The organism is Pseudomonas sp. GW460-12-10-14-TSB1, assembly GCF_017349775.1.
Lineage (GTDB): Bacteria > Pseudomonadota > Gammaproteobacteria > Pseudomonadales > Pseudomonadaceae > Aquipseudomonas > Aquipseudomonas piscium.
On record NZ_JACNAC010000021.1, the window covers coordinates 22,062 to 45,732 of the forward strand.

Here is a 23,671-nt window from a genome sequence, read left to right on the forward strand (position 1 = left end):
GTTTGTTTCCTCACAGGGGGATTGCGACGGGCTGTGCCGAGCTGGCCAGCAGACGTTTGATTTCGGGGACGCAGGAGCCGCATTGAGTGCCGCAGCCCAGTTCCTGTTTCAGGCCATCGAGGTCCAGGCCGCGGGAGATCCCGGCACAGACCGCGCTCTGGCTGACGTTCTTGCAGTTGCACAAGGTCTTGCCACTCGCGGCGATCAGCCCGGCGGCCCCTGGCGGTGCACTCATTGGCGCCAGCAGCCAGCGGCGCAGTTGCTCATCGGCCTTGCCTTCCAGCCACAGGTTCTGCAGCCAGTGCTGGGCCAGGGTTTCACCGGCCAGGCGAATGGCAGTGATACGCCCCTGTTCGATGCGTACCCGCTTGCCGATGGAGCGCCGCGGATCGTCATAGGCCAGTACCGGGCCTTCGTTGAGCCCCAGCAACTGGTCGATGTCCTTGAGCAGTTGTGGTGCCGGCGCCTCGGCGTTGGCCACCCGCAGCAGCAGGGCCGGGCGTTCGCGACCGGCCAGGCTCAGGCTGACGTAGGCGAAACTTTCGCAGAGCGGACGCAGGGCTTCGAAGTGCCGCTGTACGTCTCCCTCGATCAGGGCGAACAGCTGCCACGGTAGCTGCACCGGCTCCAGGCGCACGCCGCTGTGCTTGAGCTCCGGCTGTTTGGACAGCGGGTCGAACGCCGGCTGGGTCACGGCATTGACGCCGCCCTTAAGGAAACGATCGCCCCAATGCATCGGCAGAAAAGCCTGGCCCGGACGCACGCTGTCGTCGTCCGTCACTGCGACTATCACGCTGCCACGACGGCTTTTCAGCGACACCAGATCCCCCGCTTGCAGGTTCTGCCGACGTAGTTCGTCCGGGTGCAGGCTGAGGACGGCTTCGCTGACGTGCCCGAACAGCTGGGCCGCGGTGCCGGTGCGGCTCATGCCGTGCCATTGATCCCGCAGGCGGCCGGTGATCAGGGTCAGGGGGAAGCGCGCATCCCGCTGTTCCTTGGCCGCGCGATACGGGTCGCTGACGAAGTGCGCTCGCCCACTGGCGGTCGGGAAGCGGCCGTCAACGTACAGCCGCGGCGTCCCCTGTTCGACACCGGCGGGGAAGGGCCATTGCTGCGGGCCAAGTTGGTCGATCAGCGCGTGACTGATGCCGGAAAGGTCCAGGTCACGGCCACGGGTCAGCAGTTTGTATTCATCGAACAGCTGAGCAGGCGTATCCAGGGCGAACAGGCTGGGTTGTTGCGGGCGCAGGCGCTGTTCCAGGCGCCGGGCAAAATCCAGGGTGATGGCCCAGTCCGGGCGTGCTTCGCCTGGAGCGGCCACGGCGCGGCGCACATGGGAGATGCGCCGCTCCGAGTTGGTCACGCTGCCTTCCTTCTCGCCCCAGCTGGCGGCGGGCAGCAGCAGGTCGGCAAAGGCCGCGGTCTCGGTGGTGCGGAAGGCTTCCTGCAGGACCACGAACGGGCAGGTCAGCAAGGCCTCTTGCACCGCGTTCTGGTCGGGCAGCGACTGCGCCGGGTTGGTGCAGGCGATCCACAGCGCCTTGATCTTGCCGCCGCGCAGTTGCTCGAACAGCTCGATCGCGGTCAGGCCGGGGTTGGCCGGCATTTGCTCGACGCCCCAGTAGGCCGCGACTTCAGCCCGATGCTCCGGGTTGGCGGCGTCCCGGTGCCCTGGCAGCAGGTTCGACAGGCTGCCGGTTTCCCGGCCGCCCATGGCATTCGGCTGGCCGGTGAGGGAGAAGGGGCCGGCGCCGGGGCGACCGATCTGCCCGGTGGCCAGGTGCAGGTTGATCAGCGCACTGTTTTTCGCGCTGCCAGCACTGGACTGGTTCAGCCCCATGCACCACAGCGACAGGAAGCTCGGCGAGGTGCCGACCCATTCGGCGCACTGGCGCAACTGCTCGACACTGATGCCGCACAACTGCGCGACCATGTGCGGGCTGTAGTCGTGGACCAGGTTCTTCAGCTCGGCCAGGCCTTCGGTGTGCGCCTGGATGAAGTCGCGATCGATCCAGTCCTGCCATAGCAGCAGATGCAGGATGCCGTGGAACAGCGCGACATCGGTGCCAGGCAGGATCGCCAAGTGCAGGTCGGCCAGATCGCAAGTGTCGGTGCGCCGCGGGTCGATGACGATCACCTTCATCTGCGGGCGCAGGCGTTTGGCCTGTTCCAGGCGGCGGAACAGCACCGGGTGGGCGTAGGCCATGTTGCTGCCGACGATCATCACGCAGTCGCTCAGTTCGAGGTCTTCGTAGCTGCAGGGCGGGGCGTCGGCGCCCAGGCTGCGTTTGTAGCCGACCACCGCCGAGGACATGCACAGCCGCGAATTGCTGTCGATGTTGTTGGTGCCCACCAGGGCCCGGGCCAGCTTGTTGAAGGCGTAGTAGTCCTCGGTGAGCAATTGCCCGGAGATATAGAAGGCCACGCTGTCCGGGCCGTGTTCGGCGATGGTTTCGGCAAATACGTTGGCCGCGTGCTCCAGCGCGGTGTCCCAGTCGGTGCGGCTGCGGGCCAGGGCCTTGCCCAGGCGCAATTCCGGGTACAGGGCGCGGGCCGTGAGGTCGCCGGTCAGGTGCAGGGTGGAACCCTTGCTGCACAGTTTGCCGTGATTGGCCGGGTGGCTCGGGTCGCCACTGACGCCGAGGATGCGTTCGCCGTCGTGCTCGATCAGCACGCCACAGCCAACGCCGCAGTAACAGCAGGTCGAGGCGGTCGTCTGGCGGTTCATCAGTCGGCATCCCGCAGGGCCAGCAGCACGCGGCCGTTTTCCACCCGCGCCAGGTGGTGATGGGCGCAACCGATATCTGGCGCCTGCGCCTCGCCGGATTCCAGGTCGATCTGCCAGTTATGCAGCGGGCAGGCGACCTTCTTGCCGTAGATCAGTCCCTGGGACAGCGGCCCGCCTTTGTGCGGGCAGCGGTCGTCGAGGGCGAAGACTTCGTCGTCGCTGGTGCGAAAGATTGCGATGTCGCCCTTGGGGCCGTTGACGATGCGCGAGCCCAGGGCGTTGATCTCGTCCAGGGCGCAGATATCCAGCCAGTTCATGGCTGCACCTCCAGTTGCTTGACGCGGATCGGCTCGAACTCTTTTTTCAGCAGCGGTTGTTCCAGGCGCTCCTTCCACGGGTCCTGTTCGAAGGACAGAGAGAATTGCAGGCGTTCGTTGAGGGCCTTGCGCCGCTCTGGATCTTCGATGATGGCTTGCTTGATGTACGCCATGCCGACCCGTTGCAGGTAGTGCACGGTGCGCTCCAGATAGAAAGCTTCCTCGCGGTACAGCTGCAGGAAGGCGCCGTTGTATTCGCGCACCTCGTCGGCGGTCTTCAGCTTGACGAAGAACTCCGCGACCTCGGTCTTGATCCCGCCGTTGCCGCCGATGTACATCTCCCAGCCCGAGTCGACGCCGATAATGCCGAGGTCCTTGATTCCGGCCTCGGCGCAGTTGCGTGGGCAGCCGGAGACCGCCAGCTTGACCTTGTGCGGCGACCACATGTTGAACAGGTCGTGCTCCAGCTCGATGCCCAGCTGGGTGGAGTTCTGCGTGCCGAAGCGGCAGAACTCGCTGCCGACGCAGGTTTTCACGGTGCGGATGGACTTGCCGTAGGCATGGCCGGAGGGCATGTCCAGGTCCTTCCAGACCCCGGGCAGGTCCTGCTTCTTGATACCCAACAGGTCGATGCGCTGGCCGCCGGTGACCTTGACCATCGGCACCTGGTACTTGTCCGCCACGTCGGCGATGCGTCGCAGTTCGGAAGGCGTGGTGACGCCGCCCCACATCCGCGGTACCACCGAATAGGTGCCGTCTTTCTGGATATTGGCGTGGGCCCGTTCGTTGATCAGCCGCGATTGCGGATCGTCCTTGGCCTCGCCCGGCCAGGTGGAGATTAGGTAGTAGTTCAGCGCCGGGCGGCAGGTGGCGCAGCCGTTGGGCGTGCGCCAGTTCAGGTAGCTCATGGTGCTTGCTACGGTCAGCAGATGCTGTTCGCGGATTGCCTGGCGGATCTGCCCGTGGTTGAGGTCGCTGCAGCCGCAGATGGCTTTCTCGCTTTTCGGCTTGACGTCGGCCGCGCCGCCTACGGTGTTGATCAGGATCTGTTCCACCAGGCCGGCACAGGAGCCGCAGGAACTGGCGGCCTTGGTGTGCTTCTTGACCTCGTCGACGCTGAACAGGCCGTGCTCCTGGATCGCCTTGACGATGGTGCCCTTGCACACGCCGTTGCAGCCGCAGACCTCGGCGCTGTCGGCCATGCTCATGGCCTTGTCCTGGCCCTGGTGGCCGACGTCGCCCAAGGCGTTCTCGCCGAACATCAGGTGGTCGCGGATCTCGCCGATGGCGTGGTTCTCGCGGATCTGCCGGAAGTACCAGCCGCCGTCGGCGGTGTCGCCGTACAGGCAGGCGCCGACCAGGACGTCGTCCTTGATCACCAGCTTCTTGTACACGCCGCCGATGGGGTCGGAGAGGGTGATGGTCTCGGTGCCTTCGCCGCCCATGAAGTCGCCGGCGGAGAACAGGTCGATGCCGGTGACTTTCAACTTGGTCGAGGTCACCGAACCCTGGTAGCGGGCGAAGCCCAGTTGCGCCAGGTGGTTGGCGCAGACCTTGGCCTGTTCGAACAGCGGCGCCACCAGGCCGTAGGCGATACCGCGGTGGCTGGCGCATTCGCCGATGGCATAGATGCGCGGGTCGTAGGTCTGCAGGGTGTCGTTGACCAGGATCCCGCGGCTGCAGGGCAGGCCGGCTTTTTCCGCCAGCTCGGTATTGGGCCGGATGCCCGCGGCCATCACCACCAGGTCGGCGGGGATGATGTCGCCGTTCTTGAACTGCACCGAGCCGACCCGGCCATTGCCCGCATCATGCAGGGCCTGGGTCTGTTCGCTCAGGCGGAACTTCAGGCCGCGGCTTTCCAGGGCGGTTTGCAGCAGCTGGCCGCTGGTCTTGTCCAGCTGGCGCTCCAGCAGCCATTCGCCGATGTGCACCACGGTCACGTCCATGCCGCGCAGCATCAGGCCGTTGGCGGCTTCCAGGCCGAGCAGGCCGCCACCGATGACCACCGCGTGCTTGTGGGTCTTGGCGGTGTCGATCATCGCCTGGGTGTCGGCGATATCACGGTAGCCGATCACGCCCTGCAGGTCGTTGCCGGGAATCGGCAGGATGAACGGGGTCGAGCCGGTGGCGATCAGCAGGCGGTCGTACTCGGCTTCGCTGCCGTCTTCGGCGATCACCCGGCGCTTGACCCGGTCGATCTCCACCACCTTGCGGTTGAGCAGCAGCTTGATGTCGTTGTCCAGGTACCAGCTCAGGTCGTTGAGCACGATCTCTTCGAAAGTCTGTTCGCCGGCCAGTACCGGGGAGAGCAGGATGCGGTTGTAGTTGGTGTGGGGTTCCGCGCCGAAGACTGTGATGTCGTACAGCTCATTGCTCAGCTTGAGCAGCTCTTCCAGGGTGCGAACCCCGGCCATGCCGTTGCCGATCATCACCAGTTTGAGTTTCTTCATTTCGCTCTCCGCGTAGACAGGCCGTCGGGCATGCCGGGTCTGGCTCGATAAAGGTTGCGCAAACAAAAAAGGCGTCCCGCCAGTTGCCTGGCAGGACGCCTTTGTCCGGTCCCGTTCTCTCGGGAAAAACCCATCCTTCGTCGTTGAAGGCCGGGTCGTATGTGCTGTTGGGAGAGTTAATGCAGTGGTTGTGCCAAGTTCCGCCAATGGCGGTTTTAGCGGGGTTGGCGCGGCTTGCGCAGGCGAGAAGGGTAAAAACTGCACCGATTCAACGCGTCTTGCCCGTTTCTGGAGCAGGGATTGTCATTGATGCAGGAACAGGTACAGCAACAGCAGGTTGAGCAACAGCGAGACCAGCGCCAGGGTGCGCCAGACCTTCAAGGGCTCGCGTTCCAGCAGTGGCCTGGGGCGTACGCTGAGGCTGCGGCGTTCGCCCTGTTCCAGCACCAGCAACCACTCTTCGGCGGTTTCATAACGCTGGGCCGGATCGGCCTGTACCGCGCGTTCCAGGCTCTGTTCGAGCCAGTCCGGCAGGTCCGGGCGATAGCGGCTGGCGCTGACCGGGGTGGTAAAGCGCGGGCGTTGGAAGGCTTCGATTTCGCCGTAGGGAAAATGCCCGGTCAGCAAGTGGTAGAGGGTCACGCCCACCGCGTACAGGTCCTGGCGCGGTGTCGGCGCCACGCCGTTGAAAGCCTCCGGGGCGATATAACTCGGGGTGCCGGGCAGCAGGTGCGCCTGATCCTCGGACAGGCCGGGGCAATAGGCCAGGCCGAAGTCCAGCAGGCGCAACTCGCCGTCGTCGCCGAGCAGCAGGTTTTCCGGCTTGATGTCGCGGTGCAGGATCTGCCGACGGTGCAACAGGCCCACGGCCCGCAGCAGACGCTCAGCCAGGTCCTGCCACTGCGCCAGCGGCAAGGGGCCATGCTGTTGCAGATAATCGGCCAGGGTCTGCCCCGGGTATTCGCGCATCACGTAATACAGATGCTGGCGGGCGGTCGCGGCATGCACTTCGGGAAAGTGCCGGCCGGCCACCCGCCGCAGGAACCATTCCTCTGACAGCAGCGCTTGCCCGGCCTGGTGATCGTCGTGCAGATGGCCGGGCAGGGTTTTCAGCAGCCAGGGTTGTTGTTGCGCATCGAGTACGCGGTACAGCAGGGATTGCTGGCTCTGCCCGACCACCTCGGCGACCTGCCAGCCTTCGAAGTGCTGGCCCGGCTTGAGGGCCGGCGGCAGAGGCCATTGCTGCAAATGAATCAGGGCGTCGCCAATGGAGCTTTCGCCCAAGGCTTCGACCCGCACCAGCAGGGCGCTGGCATTGTCCTGGCTGCCGGCCAGGTGCGCGGCGCTGACCAGGGTCTGCACCGCGCTGTCGAGGTCGGGCTGGTCGCGCAGGATCGCGGCGATGGCGGTGTCGCCCAGGGTGGCCCAGACCCCGTCGCTGAGCATCAGGAAACTTTCGTTTTCCCGCAGCTCACCGTCGAGGAAGTCCACCACCAGGTGCTGGTCCAGGCCCAGGGCACGCTTGAGCACGTGCTGCATGCCAGGCTGGTCCCAGACGTGGTCGTCGCTGATCCGTTGCAACTGATCGGCGTGCCAGCGATAGACCCGGCAATCGCCGACATGGGCCAGGGTAAAGCGCCGGCCGCGCAGCACCAGGGCGCTGACGGTGGTCAGCAGCGGCTGACCGCCGCCGTTGGCCTGCAGCCAGCGATTCTGTGCCAGCAGCAGGCGTTCCAGGGCCTGGGCCACGGCCCAGGTTTCCGGGGTGGCGTAGTAGTCCAGCGCCAGTGCCTGCAAGGTCGAGCGCGCGGCCAGGCCGCCGTCGGCGCATTGGCTGACGCCGTCGGCGATGGCGAACAGCAGGCCCTTGCTGGCGGCCAGGGTCGGCGCCGGGGTGACCAGGCGCAAGGCATCCTGGTTTTCCGCGCGCGGCCCGATGGCGCTGGCCTGGGCGTGGCTCAGTCGCAGGCTCATGGACGGCTCAGACCCGCGCCGCGGTGACGGCGGCGGAGCCCCAGGTGGTCCGCCAGCGGCGTTTCACCCCGTGCAGACCGAACCAGGCCAGCACGCCCAGGCTGGCGAACAGCCACAGGGCCAGTTGATAGCTGCCGGTGCTCTGCTTGATCGCGCCCATGCCCGCGGCCAGGGCGAAACCGCCGATGCCGCCAGCCATGCCGATTAGCCCGGTCATCACCCCGATCTCGCGGCGGAAACGTTGGGGCACCAGCTGGAACACCGCGCCGTTACCGGCACCCAGGCCGAGCATGGTGCATACGAACAGGGCCAGGGCCGCGTAGGAACTCGGCAGGTTGAAACCGACCGCGGCGATGCAGACTGCCGCGACGCTGTACATCACCAGCAGGGTGCGAATGCCGCCGAAACGATCGGCCAGGGCTCCGCCCAGCGGCCGCATCAGGCTGCCACCGAACACGCAGGCGGCGGTGTAGTAGCCGGCGGTGACCGGGCTCAGGCCGTACTGGTCGTTGAAGTAGCCGGGCAGGGCGCTGGCCAGGCCGATGAAGCCGCCGAAGGTCACGCTGTAGAAGAACATGAACCACCAGCTGTCGCGGTCGCCCAGGGCCTTGAAGTAGTCGGCCATGGATTTGGCCTTGGGCCGTTCCGGGGCGTTCTTGGCCAGCCAGGCGAACAGCACCAGGGTCAGGACCAACGGGATCAGGGCGAAGCCGAACACGTTGCTCCAGCCGAAGGCGCCGGCCAGCAAGGGGGCGAACAGGGCCGCGAATACCGTGCCGGAGTTGCCGGCCCCGGCGATGCCCATCGCCTTGCCCTGGTGCTGTGGTGGATACCATTGAGAGGCCAGCGGCAGGGCCACGGCGAACGAGGCGCCGGCCATGCCCAGGAACAGCCCCAGCAGCAGGGCCTGTTCATAGCTGTGGATGCCCAGCTTCCAGGCGCAGAACAGCGCGCCGATGACAATCACCTGGCCGATCAGCCCGGCGGTCTTGGGGGACAGGCGATCGGCCAGCAGGCCCATGGCGAAGCGCAGCACCGCGCCGGCCAGGATAGGCGTGGCCACCATCAGCCCGCGCTGCTGGGTGGTCAGTTGCAGGTCGGCGGCGATCTGCACGGCCAACGGGCCGAGCAGGTACCAGACCATGAAGCTCAGGTCGAAGTAGAGGAAGGCCGCGAACAATGTCGGGGTGTGGCCGGATTTCCAGAAGCTTGAATTCATCGCGCACCTCAGCTGTTAAGAATCTCGAAAGGAGTCATGAGCTTTTGCGTGGGGCGCCATTACGGCCGCTCCACCGGCCCCGGGCTGTGGGGCCAAAACGAAAAAACGCCGCAACCCGTTTCGCTAGGGCGAGAAGGGTGTGCGACGTCTTTGTCGTAGGTGGGGCAACCGCCGTTGGTTACCTGTGTCGATTACATAGCCAGATCTGTGCCAAAAGTTGCAGTCCTGCTGTCCCTGATCGCGGGCAAGCCTCGCTCCTACGGAAACTCACGATCTTCTTCCGTAGGAGCGAGGCTTGCCCGCGATAAGCCGCCACACCGCAGCCGTGGGATTCAGCCCAGCAACTCGCTCATGGCGATGATCTGTTCCGCCACCTGGATCAGCTTCTGCTGCCGGCTCATGGCCTGGCGGCGCATCAGGGTATAGGCCTGTTCTTCGTTGCAGTCTTTCATCTTCATCAACAGGCCCTTGGCCAGCTCGATGCGCTTGCGCTCGGCCAGCTGCTGGTCGCGGGCCTGCAGTTGCGCGCGCAGGGCCTGGTCGCTCTCGAAGCGGGCCATGGCCACATCGAGAATGGGCTGCAGGCGCTGGGCCTGGATGCCTTCGACTATGTAGGCACTGACCCCGGACTTGATGGCGTGGCGCATCACGTCGGGGTCGTGCTCGTCGGTGAACATCACGATTGGCCGTGGCTGGTCGCGGCTGACCAATACCACTTGCTCCATCACATCGCGGCTCGGTGACTCGGTATCGATCAGGATCACGTCTGGACGCACCGTTTCGACGCGCGTCGGCAGGTCGATGGTCAGGCCCGACTCGTCGATCACCTCGAAACCGGCTTCCATCAGGGCCGCCTTGAGCCGACCGACCTTCTTGGCGGTGTCGTTGATCAGCAGGATACGCAACATGGTCTCGGGCTCCTGTCAGCGGCTGGCGAGAAGAGGGGAGCTGTCGCTCATGGCGTGCAGCGGGAAACTGCGGGCATAGGCGGCCGGGTCCGAACCGTCCCACAGCTTGCCGTCGATCAACTGGCTGCTGCGCATGTCCTGGCCCCAGGGCGCGACACCGACGGCGGTGGCGGCTTCACGATAGAGCTCAAGTTGCTGTACCTGGCGCGCGATGCCCAGGTAGTCCGGGTCTTCGCGCAGCAAGCCCCAGCGGCGGAACTGGGTCATGAACCACATGCCGTCGGACAGATACGGCAGGTTGACCGCGCCTTCATTATGAAAGCGTAGCGCGTGCGGGTCCTGCCAGCGGCTGCCGAGGCCGTCGGCATACTCGCCGAGCAGGCGCGGCTCGATGCAGTCCAGCGGCGCATCGAGGTAGTCGCTGGCGCTCAGCAGTTGCGCGGTGCTCTGGCGGTTCTCGCGGCTCTGCTCGATGAAGCGGCTGGCCTCGAGGATCGCCATGACCAGGGCCCGCGCGGTGTTCGGGTACTGCTCGACGAAGGCGCGGGTGCAGCCGAGGACTTTTTCCGGGTGGTCGGGCCAGATCGCCTGGCTGGTGGCCAGGGTGAAGCCCAGGTTCTGGTTCACCGCGCTGGCGCTCCAGGGCTCGCCCACGCAAAAGCCGTCGATGCGCCCGGCCTGCAGGTGCGCGACCATTTGCGGCGGTGGCACCACCACGCTGTCGACGTCCCGCAACGGGTGGATGCCCTGGGCGGCCAGCCAGTAATACAGCCACATGGCGTGGGTGCCGGTGGGGAAGGTCTGGGCGAAGGTCAACCTTGCCCGGCTTTGGTGCACGTGCAGGTGAAGCGCTTCAGGACTGGTCACGTTCAGGGCCTGCAGTTCCCGCGAGAGGTTGATGCTCTGGCCGTTCTGGTTCAGGCCCATCAGCACCGCCATGTCGCTGGCGTTGACCCCGCCGATGCCCAGGTGCACGGCGTAGATCAGGCCGTACAGGCTGTGGGCGGCATCCAGCTCGCCACTCACCAGCTTGTCCCGCAGGTTGGCCCAGGACGCCTGGCGCTTGAGGTTCAGGGTCAGGCCGTAAGGCTGGGCGAAGCCCTGGGTGGCGGCGACCACCACCGAGGCGCAGTCGCTCAAGGCCATGAAGCCTAAGTTGATCGCGGTCTTTTCCGGGGCATCGCTGCCGTTGACCCAGGCCAGTGGGCTGACGGGGAGTTCGTTCATGGGGTAGCACCGTCCATACAAGGCTTCCATAAAAAAACGTCGCACCCGCGTGCCAGGCAGAGCCGGCGGGGTAACGACGCCTTTGTCTTTCGACCCACGCCGCCATTGGCCTGGGTACTGATGCAGGTTGTGGTGCAAGGCATATGCCATTCACTGCTGATTTCGCCGCGTGCCTCGCCTGCGAGCCCCAGGCCCGGCTATAATCGCCGCCTCATTTCGCCGCCACCGAGTCAAGTCCGCCCATGTATACCCTGGCCCGCCAGCTGTTGTTCAAACTCTCCCCGGAAACCTCCCATGATCTGTCCCTGGACCTGATCGGCGCGGGCGGGCGTTTGGGCCTCAATGGCTTGCTGTGCAAGGCGCCGGCGCAGATGCCGGTGAAGGTCATGGGCCTGGACTTCCCGAACCCGGTCGGCCTCGCGGCCGGCCTGGACAAGAACGGTGCGGCCATCGACGGTTTCGCCCAGCTGGGTTTCGGTTTCGTCGAAATCGGCACCATCACCCCGCGCCCACAGCCGGGCAACCCCAAGCCACGGATCTTCCGCCTGCCGGAAGCCGAAGCGATCATCAACCGCATGGGCTTCAACAACCTGGGCGTCGATCACTTGCTGGCCCGGGTGGCGGCCGCCAAGTACAAGGGCGTGCTGGGGATCAATATCGGCAAGAACTTCGACACCCCGGTCGAGCGCGCGGTGGATGACTACCTGATCTGTCTGGACAAGGTGTATGCCCATGCCAGCTACGTGACGGTCAACGTCAGTTCGCCCAACACTCCAGGCCTGCGCAGCCTGCAGTTCGGCGAGTCGCTCAAGCAGCTGCTCGGCGCCCTCAGCCAGCGTCAGCAGGAGCTGGCGGTGCAGCATGGCAAGCGGGTACCACTGGCGATCAAGATCGCCCCGGACATGACCGACGAAGAAACCGCCGAAGTGGCGCAAGCGCTGATCGAGACCGGGATGGACGCGGTTATCGCCACCAACACCACCCTGAGCCGTGTCGGCGTCGAAGGCATGGAGCATGGCGACGAGGCGGGCGGCCTGTCCGGCGCACCGGTACGCGACAAGAGCACCCACACCGTGAAGGTGCTGGCGGGCGAGTTGGCTGGGCGTTTGCCGATCATTGCGGTGGGCGGTATCACCGAAGGCAAGCATGCGGCGGAAAAGATCACCGCCGGCGCCAGCCTGGTGCAGTTGTATTCGGGCTTCATCTACAAGGGCCCGGCGCTGATTCGCGAGTCGGTGGACGCGATCGCGGCGTTGCGCTGAGTTTTTTGCGCGGCCAATAAAAAGGGCTCCTGAAAGGAGCCCCTGGGCCGCAGCCCGCCGTCCGGATGGGACGTGCGTGGTTAAGTCGTTACATATTCAGATTTTGGTGTCGGAATGTGTGCCCTGTTTTAGCCGACGGCGTGAAGTTCGTTGAGTCTGTGGATTCCCGCAGTGCCGGTCATACCGTCCCAGTTGTCGCCGCGTCCTTCGCGCCAGCCATTGATCCAGGCTTGGCGTACTGACGGTAGAGTAAATGGGCAAAGCTCACGGGACTTGCCATGAACGCCATACTGATATCCGCGCAAAAATGCTCTTTCCAACGGATCACGCTTAAGTCTTCTCATAGGGTGTTTCCCTCACTTGTTGACTGTCTTATGTCCCGTCGACCTCGTTTGAGGTCGGGCAGAATGCTTCTGCCGTTGGTGCTCGCTGCCGGCGTCGCGAGCGTGGCGTTGGCGTCATTGCGGCGCCAACCTGAGTTGATTTCTAACCAATGCGCCACAGCGTGGGAATGATCGTTTTGTCATAAGGACGTAACGATAATGATGTTGAGGCCATAAGAACGGCCTGTTTTTTATCGGGTCAATCAGGCAAACCTCGCTCTGATCAGCCTCTTACTGGATGATGGGCTTAATGCTTTAGTGAGAATTCCATCCCGTTGCACTCAGGTATTATTCGATGAAAGGTCGAGTTATGACCTTTTGTTTCGCTGACTTTATTATCTGCCCCGGCATCTAAGCTCTTTTGACCCCAGTGGTCACCGCTAGCGGCGAGCTGAACAGCAGGGGCGGGACGGCACAGATTCGTGCCACGCGAGCGCTCTTCAAGAAAAGCGCTTGATTGAAAACCGGGCGGACGATGCGTTGTCCGTTCACTTATTGCTAAAGGCCCTGAACTCCCATGTCGGATCGCTACGAACTCTTCCTCACCTGTCCCAAAGGCCTTGAAGGCCTGCTCATCGAGGAAGCCGCCGGGCTTGGCCTTGAAGACGCGCGCGAACATACCTCGGCCGTGCGCGGCATGGCCGACATGGAGACCGCCTACCGTCTGTGCCTCTGGTCGCGTCTGGCCAACCGGGTACTGCTGGTGCTCAAACGCTTCCCGATGAAGGACGCCGAAGACCTCTATCACGGCGTGCATGACGTCGACTGGCAGGACCACATGCTGGCGGACGGCACCCTGGCGGTGGAGTTCAGCGGCCATGGCTCGGGCATCGACAACACCCACTTCGGCGCCTTGAAGGTCAAGGATGCCATCGTCGACCGGCTGCGCACGCCGACCGGCGAGCGCCCGTCCATCGACAAGCTCAACCCGGACCTGCGCATTCACCTGCGCCTGGACCGCGGCGAAGCCATCCTCTCCCTCGACCTGTCCGGCCACAGCCTGCACCAGCGCGGCTATCGCCTGCAGCAGGGCGCGGCGCCGCTGAAGGAAAACCTCGCGGCGGCGATCCTGATCCGTTCCGGCTGGCCACGCATCGCGGCCAATGGCGGCGCCCTGGCCGACCCGATGTGCGGCGTGGGGACCTTCCTGGTCGAGGCGGCGATGATCGCCGCCGACATCGCCCCCAACCTCAAGCGCGAGCAATGGGGCTTCACCGCCTGGCTCGGTCACGTCCCGGCCCTGTGGCGCAAGCTGCACGAAGAAGCCCTGGCACGGGCCCAGGCCGGCCTGGCCAAGCCGCCGCTGTGGATTCGCGGTTATGAAGCCGACCCGCGGCTGATCCAGCCAGGGCGCAACAACGTTGAACGCGCCGGCCTCAGTGAGTGGATCAAGATCTACCAGGGCGAAGTGGCGACCTTCGAGCCGCGCCCGGACCAGAACCAGAAAGGCCTGGTGATCAGCAACCCACCCTACGGCGAGCGCCTGGGTGACGAAGCCAGCCTGCTGTATCTCTACCAGAACCTCGGCGAGCGCCTGCGTCAGGCCTGCCTGGGCTGGGAGGCGGCGGTGTTCACCGGCGCGCCGGACCTGGGCAAGCGCATGGGTATCCGCAGCCACAAGCAGTATTCGTTCTGGAACGGCGCCTTGCCGTGCAAGCTGCTGCTGATCAAGGTGCAACCGGATCAGTTCGTCACCGGCGAGCGCCGTACCCCGGAACAACGGCAGATCGAGCGTGAACAGGCCGAGGCCGACAAGGCGCCGCTGGTTCCGCAGGAGCGCCAGTACAACAAGAACGGCAACCCGATCAAACCGGCGCCGGCCCCAGCTCCCGTAGTCGAGCAGGCGCGCCTGAGCGAAGGCGGGCAGATGTTCGCCAACCGGCTGCAGAAGAACCTCAAGTTGCTGGGCAAGTGGGCCAAGCGCGAAGGTGTCGAGTGCTATCGCGTCTACGATGCCGACATGCCGGAATACTCCCTGGCCATCGACCTGTACCACGACTGGGTGCACGTGCAGGAATACGCCGCGCCGAAATCCATCGACCCGGAAAAGGCCCAGGCCCGTCTGTTCGATGCCCTGGCGGCCATTCCGCAGGCGTTGAACGTCGACAAGAGCCGGGTGGTGATCAAGCGTCGCGAGCGCCAGAGCGGCACCAAGCAGTACGAACGCCAGAGCGCCCAGGGCAAGTTCACCGAGGTCAGCGAAGGCGGCGTGAAGCTGCTGGTCAACCTCACCGACTATCTCGATACCGGGCTGTTCCTCGACCATCGGCCGATGCGCCTGCGGATTCAGAAAGAAGCCGCCGGCAAGCGTTTCCTCAACCTGTTCTGCTACACCGCCACCGCCAGTGTGCACGCGGCCAAAGGCGGCGCGCGCAGCACCACCAGCGTCGACCTGTCGAAAACCTACCTGGACTGGGCGCGGCGCAACCTGTCGCTCAACGGTTTCTCCGACAAGAACCGTCTGGAGCAGGGCGATGTCATGGCCTGGCTGGAGACCAGCCGCGATGAGTTCGACCTGATTTTCATCGACCCGCCGACCTTCTCCAACTCCAAGCGCATGGAAGGGGTGTTCGACGTGCAGCGCGATCACGTGCAACTGCTCGACCTGGCCATGGCCCGGTTGGCCAGCGGTGGCGTGCTGTATTTCTCCAACAACTTCCGCAAGTTCCAGCTCGAGGAAAACCTGGCGGCGCGTTACACCGTCGAGGAGATTACCGCCAAGACCATCGACCCGGATTTTGCCCGTAACGGCAAGATCCACCGGGCCTGGAAAATCACCGCCCGCTGAAGGTCGATTGGATCCACAGAGCCTTGATTTTCAAGGCTCTTTGCTCTAGCCAAATTAGTGGCTAATAGCTATAACTCAATGCAAGCCCATGTGACGCTTACGTTCGCTGGCGTTATGAGTTCTGCTTATGTCGTTGCACTCGGTACGCCCGAAAATCTTGGGCTTCATCAGCGAAGACGTGTCGGCCTGGCTGGTCGCGTTACTGGTATTGCTGTTTGGCTGTGTATTGACCGGGCTGTTGGCCTGGTCGACCCTCAATCTGTATCAGCAGCAGTTGCGCCAACGCTTCCAGCTGCTGGCCAGCGAGCGTTATAGCCGCATCGAAGAGCGCTTCGAAGATCAGGAGCAGCGCCTGGATGGTCTCAAGCGCTTCTTCATCAATTCCGGCGAGGTCTCGCGCCAGGACTTCGACGGCTACACCAAACCTCTCTTGCATCGCACCCAGGCCTACGCCTGGGCGCCGCGCGTCAGCGGTACCGAGCGTGCATCGTTCGAGCGCCTGGCGCAGGAACAGGGGGCACCGGATTATTTCATTGCCGACCTGAATGCCGAGGGCAAGCTGCAGCGGGCTGTCGAGCGCGATGAGTACATCCCGGTGCTCTACAGCCAGACCCAAAGCCCGCTGGGCTCGCCCCTGGGGTTCGACCTGCTGGCCCAGCCGATGCGTCGCGACACCCTCGAGCGGGCGCGGTTGCGCGGCGGCGTGGCGGTTTCGCAGCCGGTGCGCTTGGTGGGGGTCGAGCCTTCCTACGCGCGCGGCATCATCCTCGCGAGCCCCGTCAGCCTGCGCGCCGATGTGGCCATGTCGACACCCGAGCCTTACGGTTATGTGATCGCGGTGATCAGCATGCGCCAACTGGTGGTCGATGGCCTGCCCGAGCAGAGTCAGGACAACCTGTTCGTGCAGATCATCGACCTGTCGACCGCCGAGTCGTACGGCAAGCTCTATGAGTCGAGCAACGGCCCGGGGGACAGCCCGCTGGCGGTGAGCCGGGTGTTGAGCCTGGCTGACCATGATTACCGGGTGAACATCCGCCCCAGCGCGTTGTTTCTCCAGGCCAACCATTCTTCGGTGTCCAGCCAGGTGATCCTCGGCACTCTGCTGAGCCTGCTGCTCAGTGCCTTGCTGTATGTCCTGGTCAGCCAGCGGCAGCGCGCGCTGCGGCTGGTGGAACAGCGCACCGAGGAGCTGCGGGTCAGGGAGCAGGAGTTGCGCGGCACCCATGGGCAACTGCGCAGCGTGCTCAATGCGGCGACCCAGGTGGCGATCATCGCCACGGACCTGCGCGGCGTGATCAGCACCTTCAATGCCGGGGCCGAACGCATGCTCGGCTATAAGGGCGCCGAGGTGGTGGGCCATCTGACCCTGGAAAGCCTGCATCTGCCCGCGGAGCTGAATGTGCGTGCGCAGGCGCTCAGCCAGCGTTACGGCCGGCAGATTCCGATGTGCCAGGCGATGCTGGTGGACGGTTCCGAAGAAAGTGGCGATGAAACCCGCGAGTGGACCCTGGTGCGCCAGGATGGCAGCCATCTGGTGGTGAACATGCTGGCCACTCCGGTACTGGACGATCACGGGCTATGGGTCGGGCACCTGGCCGTCTGCATCGATATCACCGAACGCAAGCGGGTCCATGAGGCGCTGGCGGCCCGCGATCGCCTGCTGAAAAAACTCAGTGCCCATGTGCCTGGCGGTATCTACCAGTTCCAGGTGGATGTCCAAGGTCATGCCAGTTTCCCTTACGTCAGTGACGGCATCCGCGACATTTACGAGATCGAGCCGCAACAGCTGCAGTTGGATGCCGAGCCGGTGTTCGAGCGTATTCACCCCGGCGATGTGGCCAGGGTGCGTACCTCGATCTGGACATCGGCGAAGAGACTCAGCCCCTGGCGCGAGGAATACCGGGTGCAGCTACCGCAACGCGGCCTGCGCTGGGTGCGCGGCGAGGCAACCCCGGAAAGGCTGGCAGGGGGCGGGGTGCTGTGGCATGGCTATCTGTCGGACATCTCCGACCTCAAGCGGGTCGAGGAAGAGTTGCGGGCCCTGTCGGTCACCGACTCGCTGACCGGCATTCACAACCGCCGCTATTTCCAGGAGCGCCTGCAGACCGAAATGGCGCGGGTCGAGCGCGGGGTGGGCAATCTGGCGGTGATCATGCTGGATATCGACCACTTCAAGCGGATCAACGACCAGCATGGGCATGCCATTGGCGACATGGTGCTGCGCGGTGTCTGTGAGCGCATCAGTCTTCGTCTGCGGCGCACGGATGTGTTTTGCCGGCTGGGCGGCGAAGAGTTCATGGTGCTGTGCCCGGACACCGATGGCCGGCAGGCCTATGTCCTGGCCGAGGAGCTGTGGCGCGGGCTGCGCAGCTCGCCGATCGATGGCGTGGGCGTTGTCACGGCCAGTTTCGGCATCGCCAGCTGGCGGGAGCACGAAGGGGCCGACGGGCTGTTGCTGCGGGCGGATTCCGGGGTCTATGCGGCCAAGCAGGCAGGGCGCGACCGGGTCGAGGCCGAAATGGCTTGAGGCGGGAGAGGGCAGAGGCGCGGGGTTGCCGCGCCATCTGCGAGTGACGGCTTACAGGGTCGAGGCGGTGTCTGCCAGTTTCGGCTGGCGATACAGATCCAGCAGCACCTGATCGAGCACCGAGGACGCGCCCCAGGGCTTCGGATCGTTGAGGATCGCCACCACGGCCCAGGTGTTGCCGTTGCTGTCGCGGCTGTAGCCGGCGATGGCGCGCACGGTGTTCAGGGTCCCGGTCTTCACGTGGGCTTCACCGGACATCGCGGTGCGCTTCAGGCGCTTGCGCATGGTGCCGTCCATGCCGGCGATCGGCATCGAGCTGATGAACTCCGCCGAGTACGGGCTTCTCCAGGCCGCTTGCAGCATGGAGGCCATTTCCCGGGCGCTGACCCGTTCGGCGCGGGACAGGCCCGAACCGTTCTCCATCACCAGATGCGGCGCGGTGATGCCTTTCTTGGCCAGCCACTGACGCACCACCCGTTGCGCTGCCTTGGCATCGTCGCCATCGGCTTCGGTGCGGTATTGCGCGCCGAGGCTGAGGAACAACTGCTGGGCCATGGTGTTGTTACTGTATTTGTTGATGTCGCGGATGATCTCCGCCAGGTCCGGCGAGAAGGCCCGGGCCAGCACCTTGGCGCTGGATGGAACGGCGGCCAGGCGGTCCTTGCCCTGGATGCTGCCGCCCAGTTCCTTCCAGATGGCGCGTACGGCGCCGGCGGTGTAGGTCGCGTGGTCTAGCAGCGACAGGTAGGTCTGCGAGCTGCAGCCGTCGCCCAACTGGCCGTTGACGGTTACGGTCACGCCGCCGTCCGGCTGTGGCACCGGGTTGTAGCGAACGTTGCCGGTGCACTGTTTGCCGCCGATGGCCTTGACCTGATTGTCGATGCGAATGCTGGCAATCGGCGGCTCGACGGAAATCAGCACCTTGCCCGAGTCATTGCGCGCCACGAAGCGCAGGGCCTTGAGGTTGACTAGCAGCGAGTCGGGCTTGACCAGGAACGGCTTGTTCTCGTCATTGCCGTCGTCGTTGAACTGCGGCAGTTGCGGTTGCACGAAGAAGTTGCGGTCCAGCACCAGGTCGCCGGTCACTTGCTGCACGCCGTTGGCCCGCAGGTCGCGCATCAGCAACCAGAGTTTTTCCATGTTCAGCTTGGGGTCGCCGCCGCCCTTGAGGTACAGGTTGCCGTTGAGGATGCCGCCGCTCAGGGTGCCGTCGGTGTAGAACTCGGTTTTCCACTGGTGGGTCGGGCCGAGCATTTCCAGGGCGGCGTAGGTGGTGACCAGTTTCATGGTGGAGGCCGGGTTGACCGACACGTCGGCGTTGTAAACGGTGGCCGTGCCCGGGCCGTTGAGCGGAATCATCACCAGCGACAGGGCGTTGTCTTGCAGTTTGCTGGCCTTGAGGGCCTGTTGAACCTTGGGCGAAAGGGTGGTGTTGACGGGGGCGGCGGAAACGGAAATGGCCAGGGGCAGAAGAAGACCGGCAAGAAAAAGTGGACGCAAAGATTTGATCATGTGAAGTAAAACCCTACAGCCGAGGGGAGAAAAGACGAGGGCATGACGATAAATTCCCTCAGTGGTCACGAAAGTGTCGGCATTATGCCCCAAGGTATAGCGGCTTGTGCCGTGCCGCGGCGAGCTAATCCGCTATTTTTTTCCCAATGGCAGGCTGAGGCCCTCATAGAGTCAGGCAATCGGTTGCTTAAACTGGTAAAGTGCCGCCCGATATTACTTATGAGGATTGTTCCATGGCCACTAACCGTTCCCGCCGTCTGCGCAAAAAACTGTGCGTAGATGAATTTCAGGAGCTGGGTTTTGAGCTGAACCTGGATTTCAAAGAAGATCTGGCCGAAGAGGCTATTGACGCTTTCCTCGACGCGTTCCTGAAAGAAGCGATGGAAGCCAACGGCCTCGGCTATGTTGGTGGCGATGACTTCGGCCTGGTTTGCCTGAGCAAACGCGGTTCGGTCAGCGAAGAGCAACGTGCCAAGGTCGAAGCCTGGCTCAAGGCCCGCACCGAGCTGACCAGCGTAGAAGTCAGCCCGCTGCTGGACGTCTGGTACCCGGAAAACTCGATCAATCCGGTAGCCTGATGTGCTGAGTCGGTGGCCCGTCCGGGCCGCCGACTCACGGCTGTCGCTGTACAGCCTTTATCTGTTTATTCCCCACAGAACCTTTATATGCCTCGGGCCTGTTTCCCGGGATTTCGCGTGGGCGGCTACAGGCTTATTCGTTGTTCCAGTTCAGGATCATCAGGGTCAGCACGCCGGCCACTATTCCCCAGAATGCCGAGCCGACGGAAAACAGGGTCAGGCCCGAGGCGGTCACCATAAAGGTGATCAGTGCCGCCTCGCGTTCCTTCACCTGGCTCATGGCGATGCTCAGGCCGTTGATGATTGAGCCGAACAGCGCCAGGGCGGCGATCGACAGCACCAGCTCCTTGGGCAGTGCCGCGAACAAGGCCGCCAGGGTGGCGCCGAAGATCCCGGCGATGCCGTAGAAAATCCCGCACCAGACCGCCGCGGTGTAGCGTTTGTTGCGGTCCTCGTGGGCATGGGGGCCGGTGCAGATCGCCGCGCTGATGGCCGCCAGGTTGATGCCGTGGGAGCCGAACGGCGCCAGCAGCAGGGAGGCGATACCGGTGGTGGTGACCAGCGGCGAGGCCGGCACGTTGTAGCCGTCGGCGCGCAGCACCGCGACCCCGGGCATGTTCTGCGAGGTCATGGCCACCACGAACAGCGGGATGCCGATGCTGATGGTCGCCGCCAGGGAGAAGTGCGGGGTGGTCCACACTGGCGTGGCGACTTCCAGGTGGAACTCGCTGAAGTCCAGCAGGCCCATCGCTCCGGCCAGCGCGGTGCCGATCAGCAGCGCGGCGAGCACCGCGTAGCGTGGCGACAGGCGCTTGACCAGTAAATAGCTGAAGAACATGCCCAGCACCAGGCCGGTGCGGTGCTGCGCCGCGACGAAGATCTCGCTGCCGATCTTGAACAGGATGCCCGCCAGCAGTGCCGCGGCGAGCGAGGCAGGGATGCGTTTGACCAGGCGTTCGAAGCTGCCGGTCAGGCCACAGATGGTCACCAGCACCGCGCAGGTGATATAGGCGCCGATGGCTTCGCCGTAGCTCACCCCGGACAGGCTGGTGATCAGCAGCGCGGCGCCGGGGGTCGACCAGGCGACGGTAATCGGGGTGCGGTAACGCAGGGACAGGCCGATGCTGCACACTGCCATGCCGATGGAGATGGCCCAGATCCAGGAGGAAATCTGTCCACTGGTCAGCCCCGCGGCTTGTCCGGCCTGGAACATCAGCACCAGGGAGCTGGTGTAGCCGGTCATCATGGCGATGAAGCCGGCGACTATGGCCGAGGGCGAAGTATCGGCCAGGGGACGTAACGGCGCGAGGGAGGCGTCGGACATGGAGCACTGTTCCTTGTTCTGATGAAGATATCTGCCAGCCGAAAGCCCGGCGCAGGGGCGTTGGGTGGCGAAAGCAGGGGCCAAGCCTAAACGTAAAAGTAACTATTCATTGCAATACAGCCAGGGCGGCAAATGGCCGTACAGTCGTTGCGACAGCCTGTGGACCATACAGTTATTGCGAATAAACCCTATGGGTTGTGTACAATGTGCCATTGTTTTTACGCGATACTTGTCAGCGACCCACTGTGCCGTATTACAGTCACGGTCAATTCGCCGCAGTTCTCCCGACTCGAGTGCCCATGAACGAACAGTTGCAACCCCTCAAGAAACAACCGCGAGCAGGCAAGGCCGGTCGCAGCGGGACCCAGGACGATATTGTCTATGCGCATATCTTCGAGGCCATCCTCGAACAGCGCCTGGCGCCCGGCACCAAGTTGAGCGAAGAGGCGCTGGGGGAAATTTTCGGGGTCAGCCGTACCATCATTCGTCGTGCGCTGTCGCGCCTGGCCCATGAAGGCGTGGTGCTGCTGCGGCCCAACCGTGGCGCGGTAGTGGCCAGCCCGAGTGTCGAGGAAGCCCGCCAGGTGTTCATGGCGCGGCGGCTGGTGGAGCGGGCGATCACCGAGCTGGCGGTGCAGCACGCCACGGCCGAGCAGCTTGCCGAGCTGCGGCAGATGGTCAATGACGAGCGCGACAGCTTCTCCCGTGGCGATCGCGGCGCCGGTATCCGCTTGTCGGGCGAGTTCCACCTGAAGCTTGCCGAAGCGGCGAAGAATGCCCCGCTGATCAGCTTCCAGCGCAGCCTGGTGTCGCAGACGTCGCTGATCATCGCCCAGTACGAAAGCGGCAACCGCTCGCACTGTTCCTACGATGAGCACACCCAGTTGATCGACGCCATCGAGGCCCGCGACGCGGAGCTGGCGGTGACCCTGATGATGCATCACATGGATCACATCGACAGCAAGCTCAACCTCGACGAAGAAAGCGCCTCGGACGACCTGCACGCGGTGTTCTCGCACCTGCTGCAAACCAAGAAGCCGGGCCGTTCTCCCGCCAAACTCTGAGACATCGCAGCGGGCCCGCGATGACGGCCTGAAAGGCACAAAAAATCCCCCGGAATCCAAGGATCGCGGGGGATTTTTTATGCCTGGAAAAACTTAGCGCTGGTGCACCAGATTGCCCGCGGCATAGGTCTGCGCCACGGTGCGGTCGTCGCCCAGGGTCATCAGGACGAACAGCGTTTCGGCGATGCTCTTGGACTGTTTCAGGCGATAGCTCAGCAGCGGCGTGGCGTTGTAGTCGAGCACCAGGAAGTCGGCGTCGGTGCCCGGTTGCAGGGTGCCGATCCGCTCTTCCAGGCGCAGTGCGCGGGCGCCGCCGAGGGTGGCCAGGTACAGCGACTTGAACGGACTCAGGCGCGCGCCCTGCAGCTGCATGACCTTGTAGGCTTCGTTCAGGGTCTGCAGCAGCGAGAAGCTGGTGCCGCCGCCGACGTCGGTGCCCAGGCCGACATTCAGCTTGTGCTTCTCGGCCATCGGCAGGTTGAACAGGCCGCTGCCGAGGAACAGATTCGAGGTCGGGCAGAAGGCCACGGCCGAACCGGTCTGCGCCAGGCGCGCGCATTCGTCGTCGCACAGGTGCACGCCGTGGGCGAATACCGAGCGTTCGCCCAGCAACTGATAGTGGTCGTACACATCCAGGTAGCCCTTGCGCTCCGGGAACAGCTCCTTGACCCATTCGACTTCCTGCAGGTTCTCGCTGATGTGGGTCTGCATGTACAGGTCGGGGTATTCACCGAGCAACTGCCCGGCGAGGGTCAGTTGTTCCGGGGTACTGGTCGGGGCGAAACGCGGCGTCACCGCGTAGTGCAGGCGACCCTTGCCGTGCCAGCGCTCGATCAGCGCCTTGCTTTCCAGGTAGCTGGATTCGGCGGTGTCGGTCAGGTAGTCGGGAGCGTTGCGGTCCATCATCACCTTGCCGGCGATCATCCGCAGGTCGAGTTTCTCGGCCGCTTCGAAAAAGGCGTGAACCGATTGCGGATGCACGCTGCCGAAGACCAGGGCGGTGGTGGTGCCGTTGCGCAGCAGCTCCTTGATGAAAATCTCCGCCACTTCCTCGGCATGGGCCTGGTCGGCGAACTGGCTTTCGCAAGGGAAGGTGTAGGTATTGAGCCAGTCCAGCAACTGCTCGCCGTAGGCGCCGACCATGCCGGTCTGCGGCAGGTGGATATGGGTGTCGATAAAGCCTGGGGTGATCAGCGCATCCTGGTAGTGAGTGATCTCGGTATCGGCGTGCAGGCTGGCGAGCAATTCGCTGGCGTGGCCGAGGGCGCTGATCTGGCCGTTGTCGACCACCAGCAGGCCATCCTCGAAATACTCGTAGGAGGCTTCGATGCCGACCTCGGCGGGGTCGGCGATGCTGTGCAGGATGGCGGCACGGTAGGCTTTGCGAGTCAGAGGCATGAGGCAGTCTCG

The 23,671-nt window shown here is 64.2% G+C and carries 15 protein-coding genes and 1 pseudogene; 5 read left to right on the forward strand and 11 right to left on the reverse strand.

Annotated elements, in window-relative coordinates; genetic code table 11:
* Positions 1-10: 10 nt before the first annotated feature.
* The 7 genes and pseudogenes from J4D52_RS14655 to J4D52_RS14685 all read right to left on the reverse strand — a co-directional run bounded on the left by J4D52_RS14655 (position 11) and on the right by J4D52_RS14685 (position 10,823).
* Positions 11-2,738, reverse strand: a pseudogene (locus J4D52_RS14655) (molybdopterin-dependent oxidoreductase).
* A complete protein-coding gene (gene nirD / locus J4D52_RS14660; protein WP_102677649.1) occupies positions 2,728-3,045 on the reverse strand; it encodes a nitrite reductase small subunit NirD in 318 nt (105 codons plus the stop codon). Before nirD ends, J4D52_RS14655 begins: the two are co-directional and overlap by 11 nt.
* Positions 3,042-5,495 (reverse strand): nitrite reductase large subunit NirB, encoded by a 2,454-nt coding sequence (gene nirB, locus J4D52_RS14665; RefSeq protein WP_102677648.1) that lies wholly within the window; start codon positions 5,493-5,495, stop codon positions 3,042-3,044. The genes nirD and nirB overlap by 4 nt, the downstream gene beginning before the upstream one ends.
* A 303-nt stretch (positions 5,496-5,798) precedes the next feature.
* A complete protein-coding gene (locus tag J4D52_RS14670; protein WP_102677647.1) occupies positions 5,799-7,469 on the reverse strand; it encodes a bifunctional protein-serine/threonine kinase/phosphatase in 1,671 nt (556 codons plus the stop codon).
* 7 nt (positions 7,470-7,476) lie between these two features.
* A complete protein-coding gene (locus J4D52_RS14675; RefSeq protein WP_009047909.1) occupies positions 7,477-8,688 on the reverse strand; it encodes a NarK/NasA family nitrate transporter in 1,212 nt (403 codons plus the stop codon).
* A gap of 332 nt (positions 8,689-9,020) precedes the next feature.
* Positions 9,021-9,596 (reverse strand): ANTAR domain-containing response regulator, encoded by a 576-nt coding sequence (locus J4D52_RS14680; RefSeq protein ID WP_007932173.1) that lies wholly within the window; start codon positions 9,594-9,596, stop codon positions 9,021-9,023.
* 15 nt (positions 9,597-9,611) lie between these two features.
* The gene (locus tag J4D52_RS14685) at positions 9,612-10,823 is read right to left on the reverse strand and encodes a CmpA/NrtA family ABC transporter substrate-binding protein (protein WP_102677646.1); all 1,212 of its coding nucleotides are present in this window, start codon (positions 10,821-10,823) and stop codon (positions 9,612-9,614) included.
* Between the two features lie 242 nt (positions 10,824-11,065).
* On the opposite strand from J4D52_RS14685, the gene J4D52_RS14690 reads away from it, so the two are divergent.
* On the forward strand, positions 11,066-12,085 hold the full coding sequence (locus J4D52_RS14690; RefSeq protein WP_025804273.1) for a quinone-dependent dihydroorotate dehydrogenase: 1,020 nt from the start codon (positions 11,066-11,068) through the stop codon (positions 12,083-12,085).
* A 128-nt stretch (positions 12,086-12,213) separates the two neighbouring features.
* Here the strand turns inward: J4D52_RS14690 and rmf are convergent, their stop codons facing one another.
* Positions 12,214-12,429, reverse strand: a complete 216-nt coding sequence (rmf, locus tag J4D52_RS14695; RefSeq protein WP_002553055.1) for a ribosome modulation factor — start codon at positions 12,427-12,429, stop codon at positions 12,214-12,216.
* A gap of 556 nt (positions 12,430-12,985) precedes the next feature.
* Here rmf and rlmKL point away from each other — a divergent pair.
* Entirely contained in the window at positions 12,986-15,256 is a 2,271-nt protein-coding gene (gene rlmKL, locus J4D52_RS14700; RefSeq protein ID WP_102677645.1) for a bifunctional 23S rRNA (guanine(2069)-N(7))-methyltransferase RlmK/23S rRNA (guanine(2445)-N(2))-methyltransferase RlmL, read from the forward strand.
* Positions 15,257-15,383: 127 nt separating this feature from the next.
* The gene (locus tag J4D52_RS14705; protein WP_102677644.1) at positions 15,384-17,783 is read left to right on the forward strand and encodes a diguanylate cyclase; all 2,400 of its coding nucleotides are present in this window, start codon (positions 15,384-15,386) and stop codon (positions 17,781-17,783) included.
* A 51-nt stretch (positions 17,784-17,834) separates the two neighbouring features.
* Here J4D52_RS14705 and dacB read toward each other — a convergent pair whose 3' ends face one another.
* Positions 17,835-19,295: a D-alanyl-D-alanine carboxypeptidase/D-alanyl-D-alanine-endopeptidase gene (gene dacB, locus J4D52_RS14710; protein ID WP_102677643.1), complete on the reverse strand. Its 1,461-nt coding sequence runs from the start codon at positions 19,293-19,295 to the stop codon at positions 17,835-17,837.
* Positions 19,296-19,528: 233 nt separating this feature from the next.
* On the opposite strand from dacB, the gene J4D52_RS14715 reads away from it, so the two are divergent.
* On the forward strand, positions 19,529-19,873 hold the full coding sequence (locus J4D52_RS14715; RefSeq protein WP_007932191.1) for a YggL family protein: 345 nt from the start codon (positions 19,529-19,531) through the stop codon (positions 19,871-19,873).
* 133 nt (positions 19,874-20,006) lie between these two features.
* On the opposite strand, the gene J4D52_RS14720 is transcribed toward J4D52_RS14715, so the two are convergent.
* Complete coding sequence (locus J4D52_RS14720) at positions 20,007-21,197, reverse strand: benzoate/H(+) symporter BenE family transporter (RefSeq protein ID WP_102677642.1); 1,191 nt, start codon at positions 21,195-21,197, stop codon at positions 20,007-20,009.
* A gap of 299 nt (positions 21,198-21,496) precedes the next feature.
* Between J4D52_RS14720 and J4D52_RS14725 the strand changes: the two genes are divergently transcribed.
* The gene (locus J4D52_RS14725) at positions 21,497-22,261 is read left to right on the forward strand and encodes a GntR family transcriptional regulator (RefSeq protein WP_007932193.1); all 765 of its coding nucleotides are present in this window, start codon (positions 21,497-21,499) and stop codon (positions 22,259-22,261) included.
* 93 nt (positions 22,262-22,354) lie between these two features.
* Here the strand turns inward: J4D52_RS14725 and guaD are convergent, their stop codons facing one another.
* Positions 22,355-23,659: a guanine deaminase gene (gene guaD / locus J4D52_RS14730; protein ID WP_102677641.1), complete on the reverse strand. Its 1,305-nt coding sequence runs from the start codon at positions 23,657-23,659 to the stop codon at positions 22,355-22,357.
* Positions 23,660-23,671: the final 12 nt, after the last annotated feature.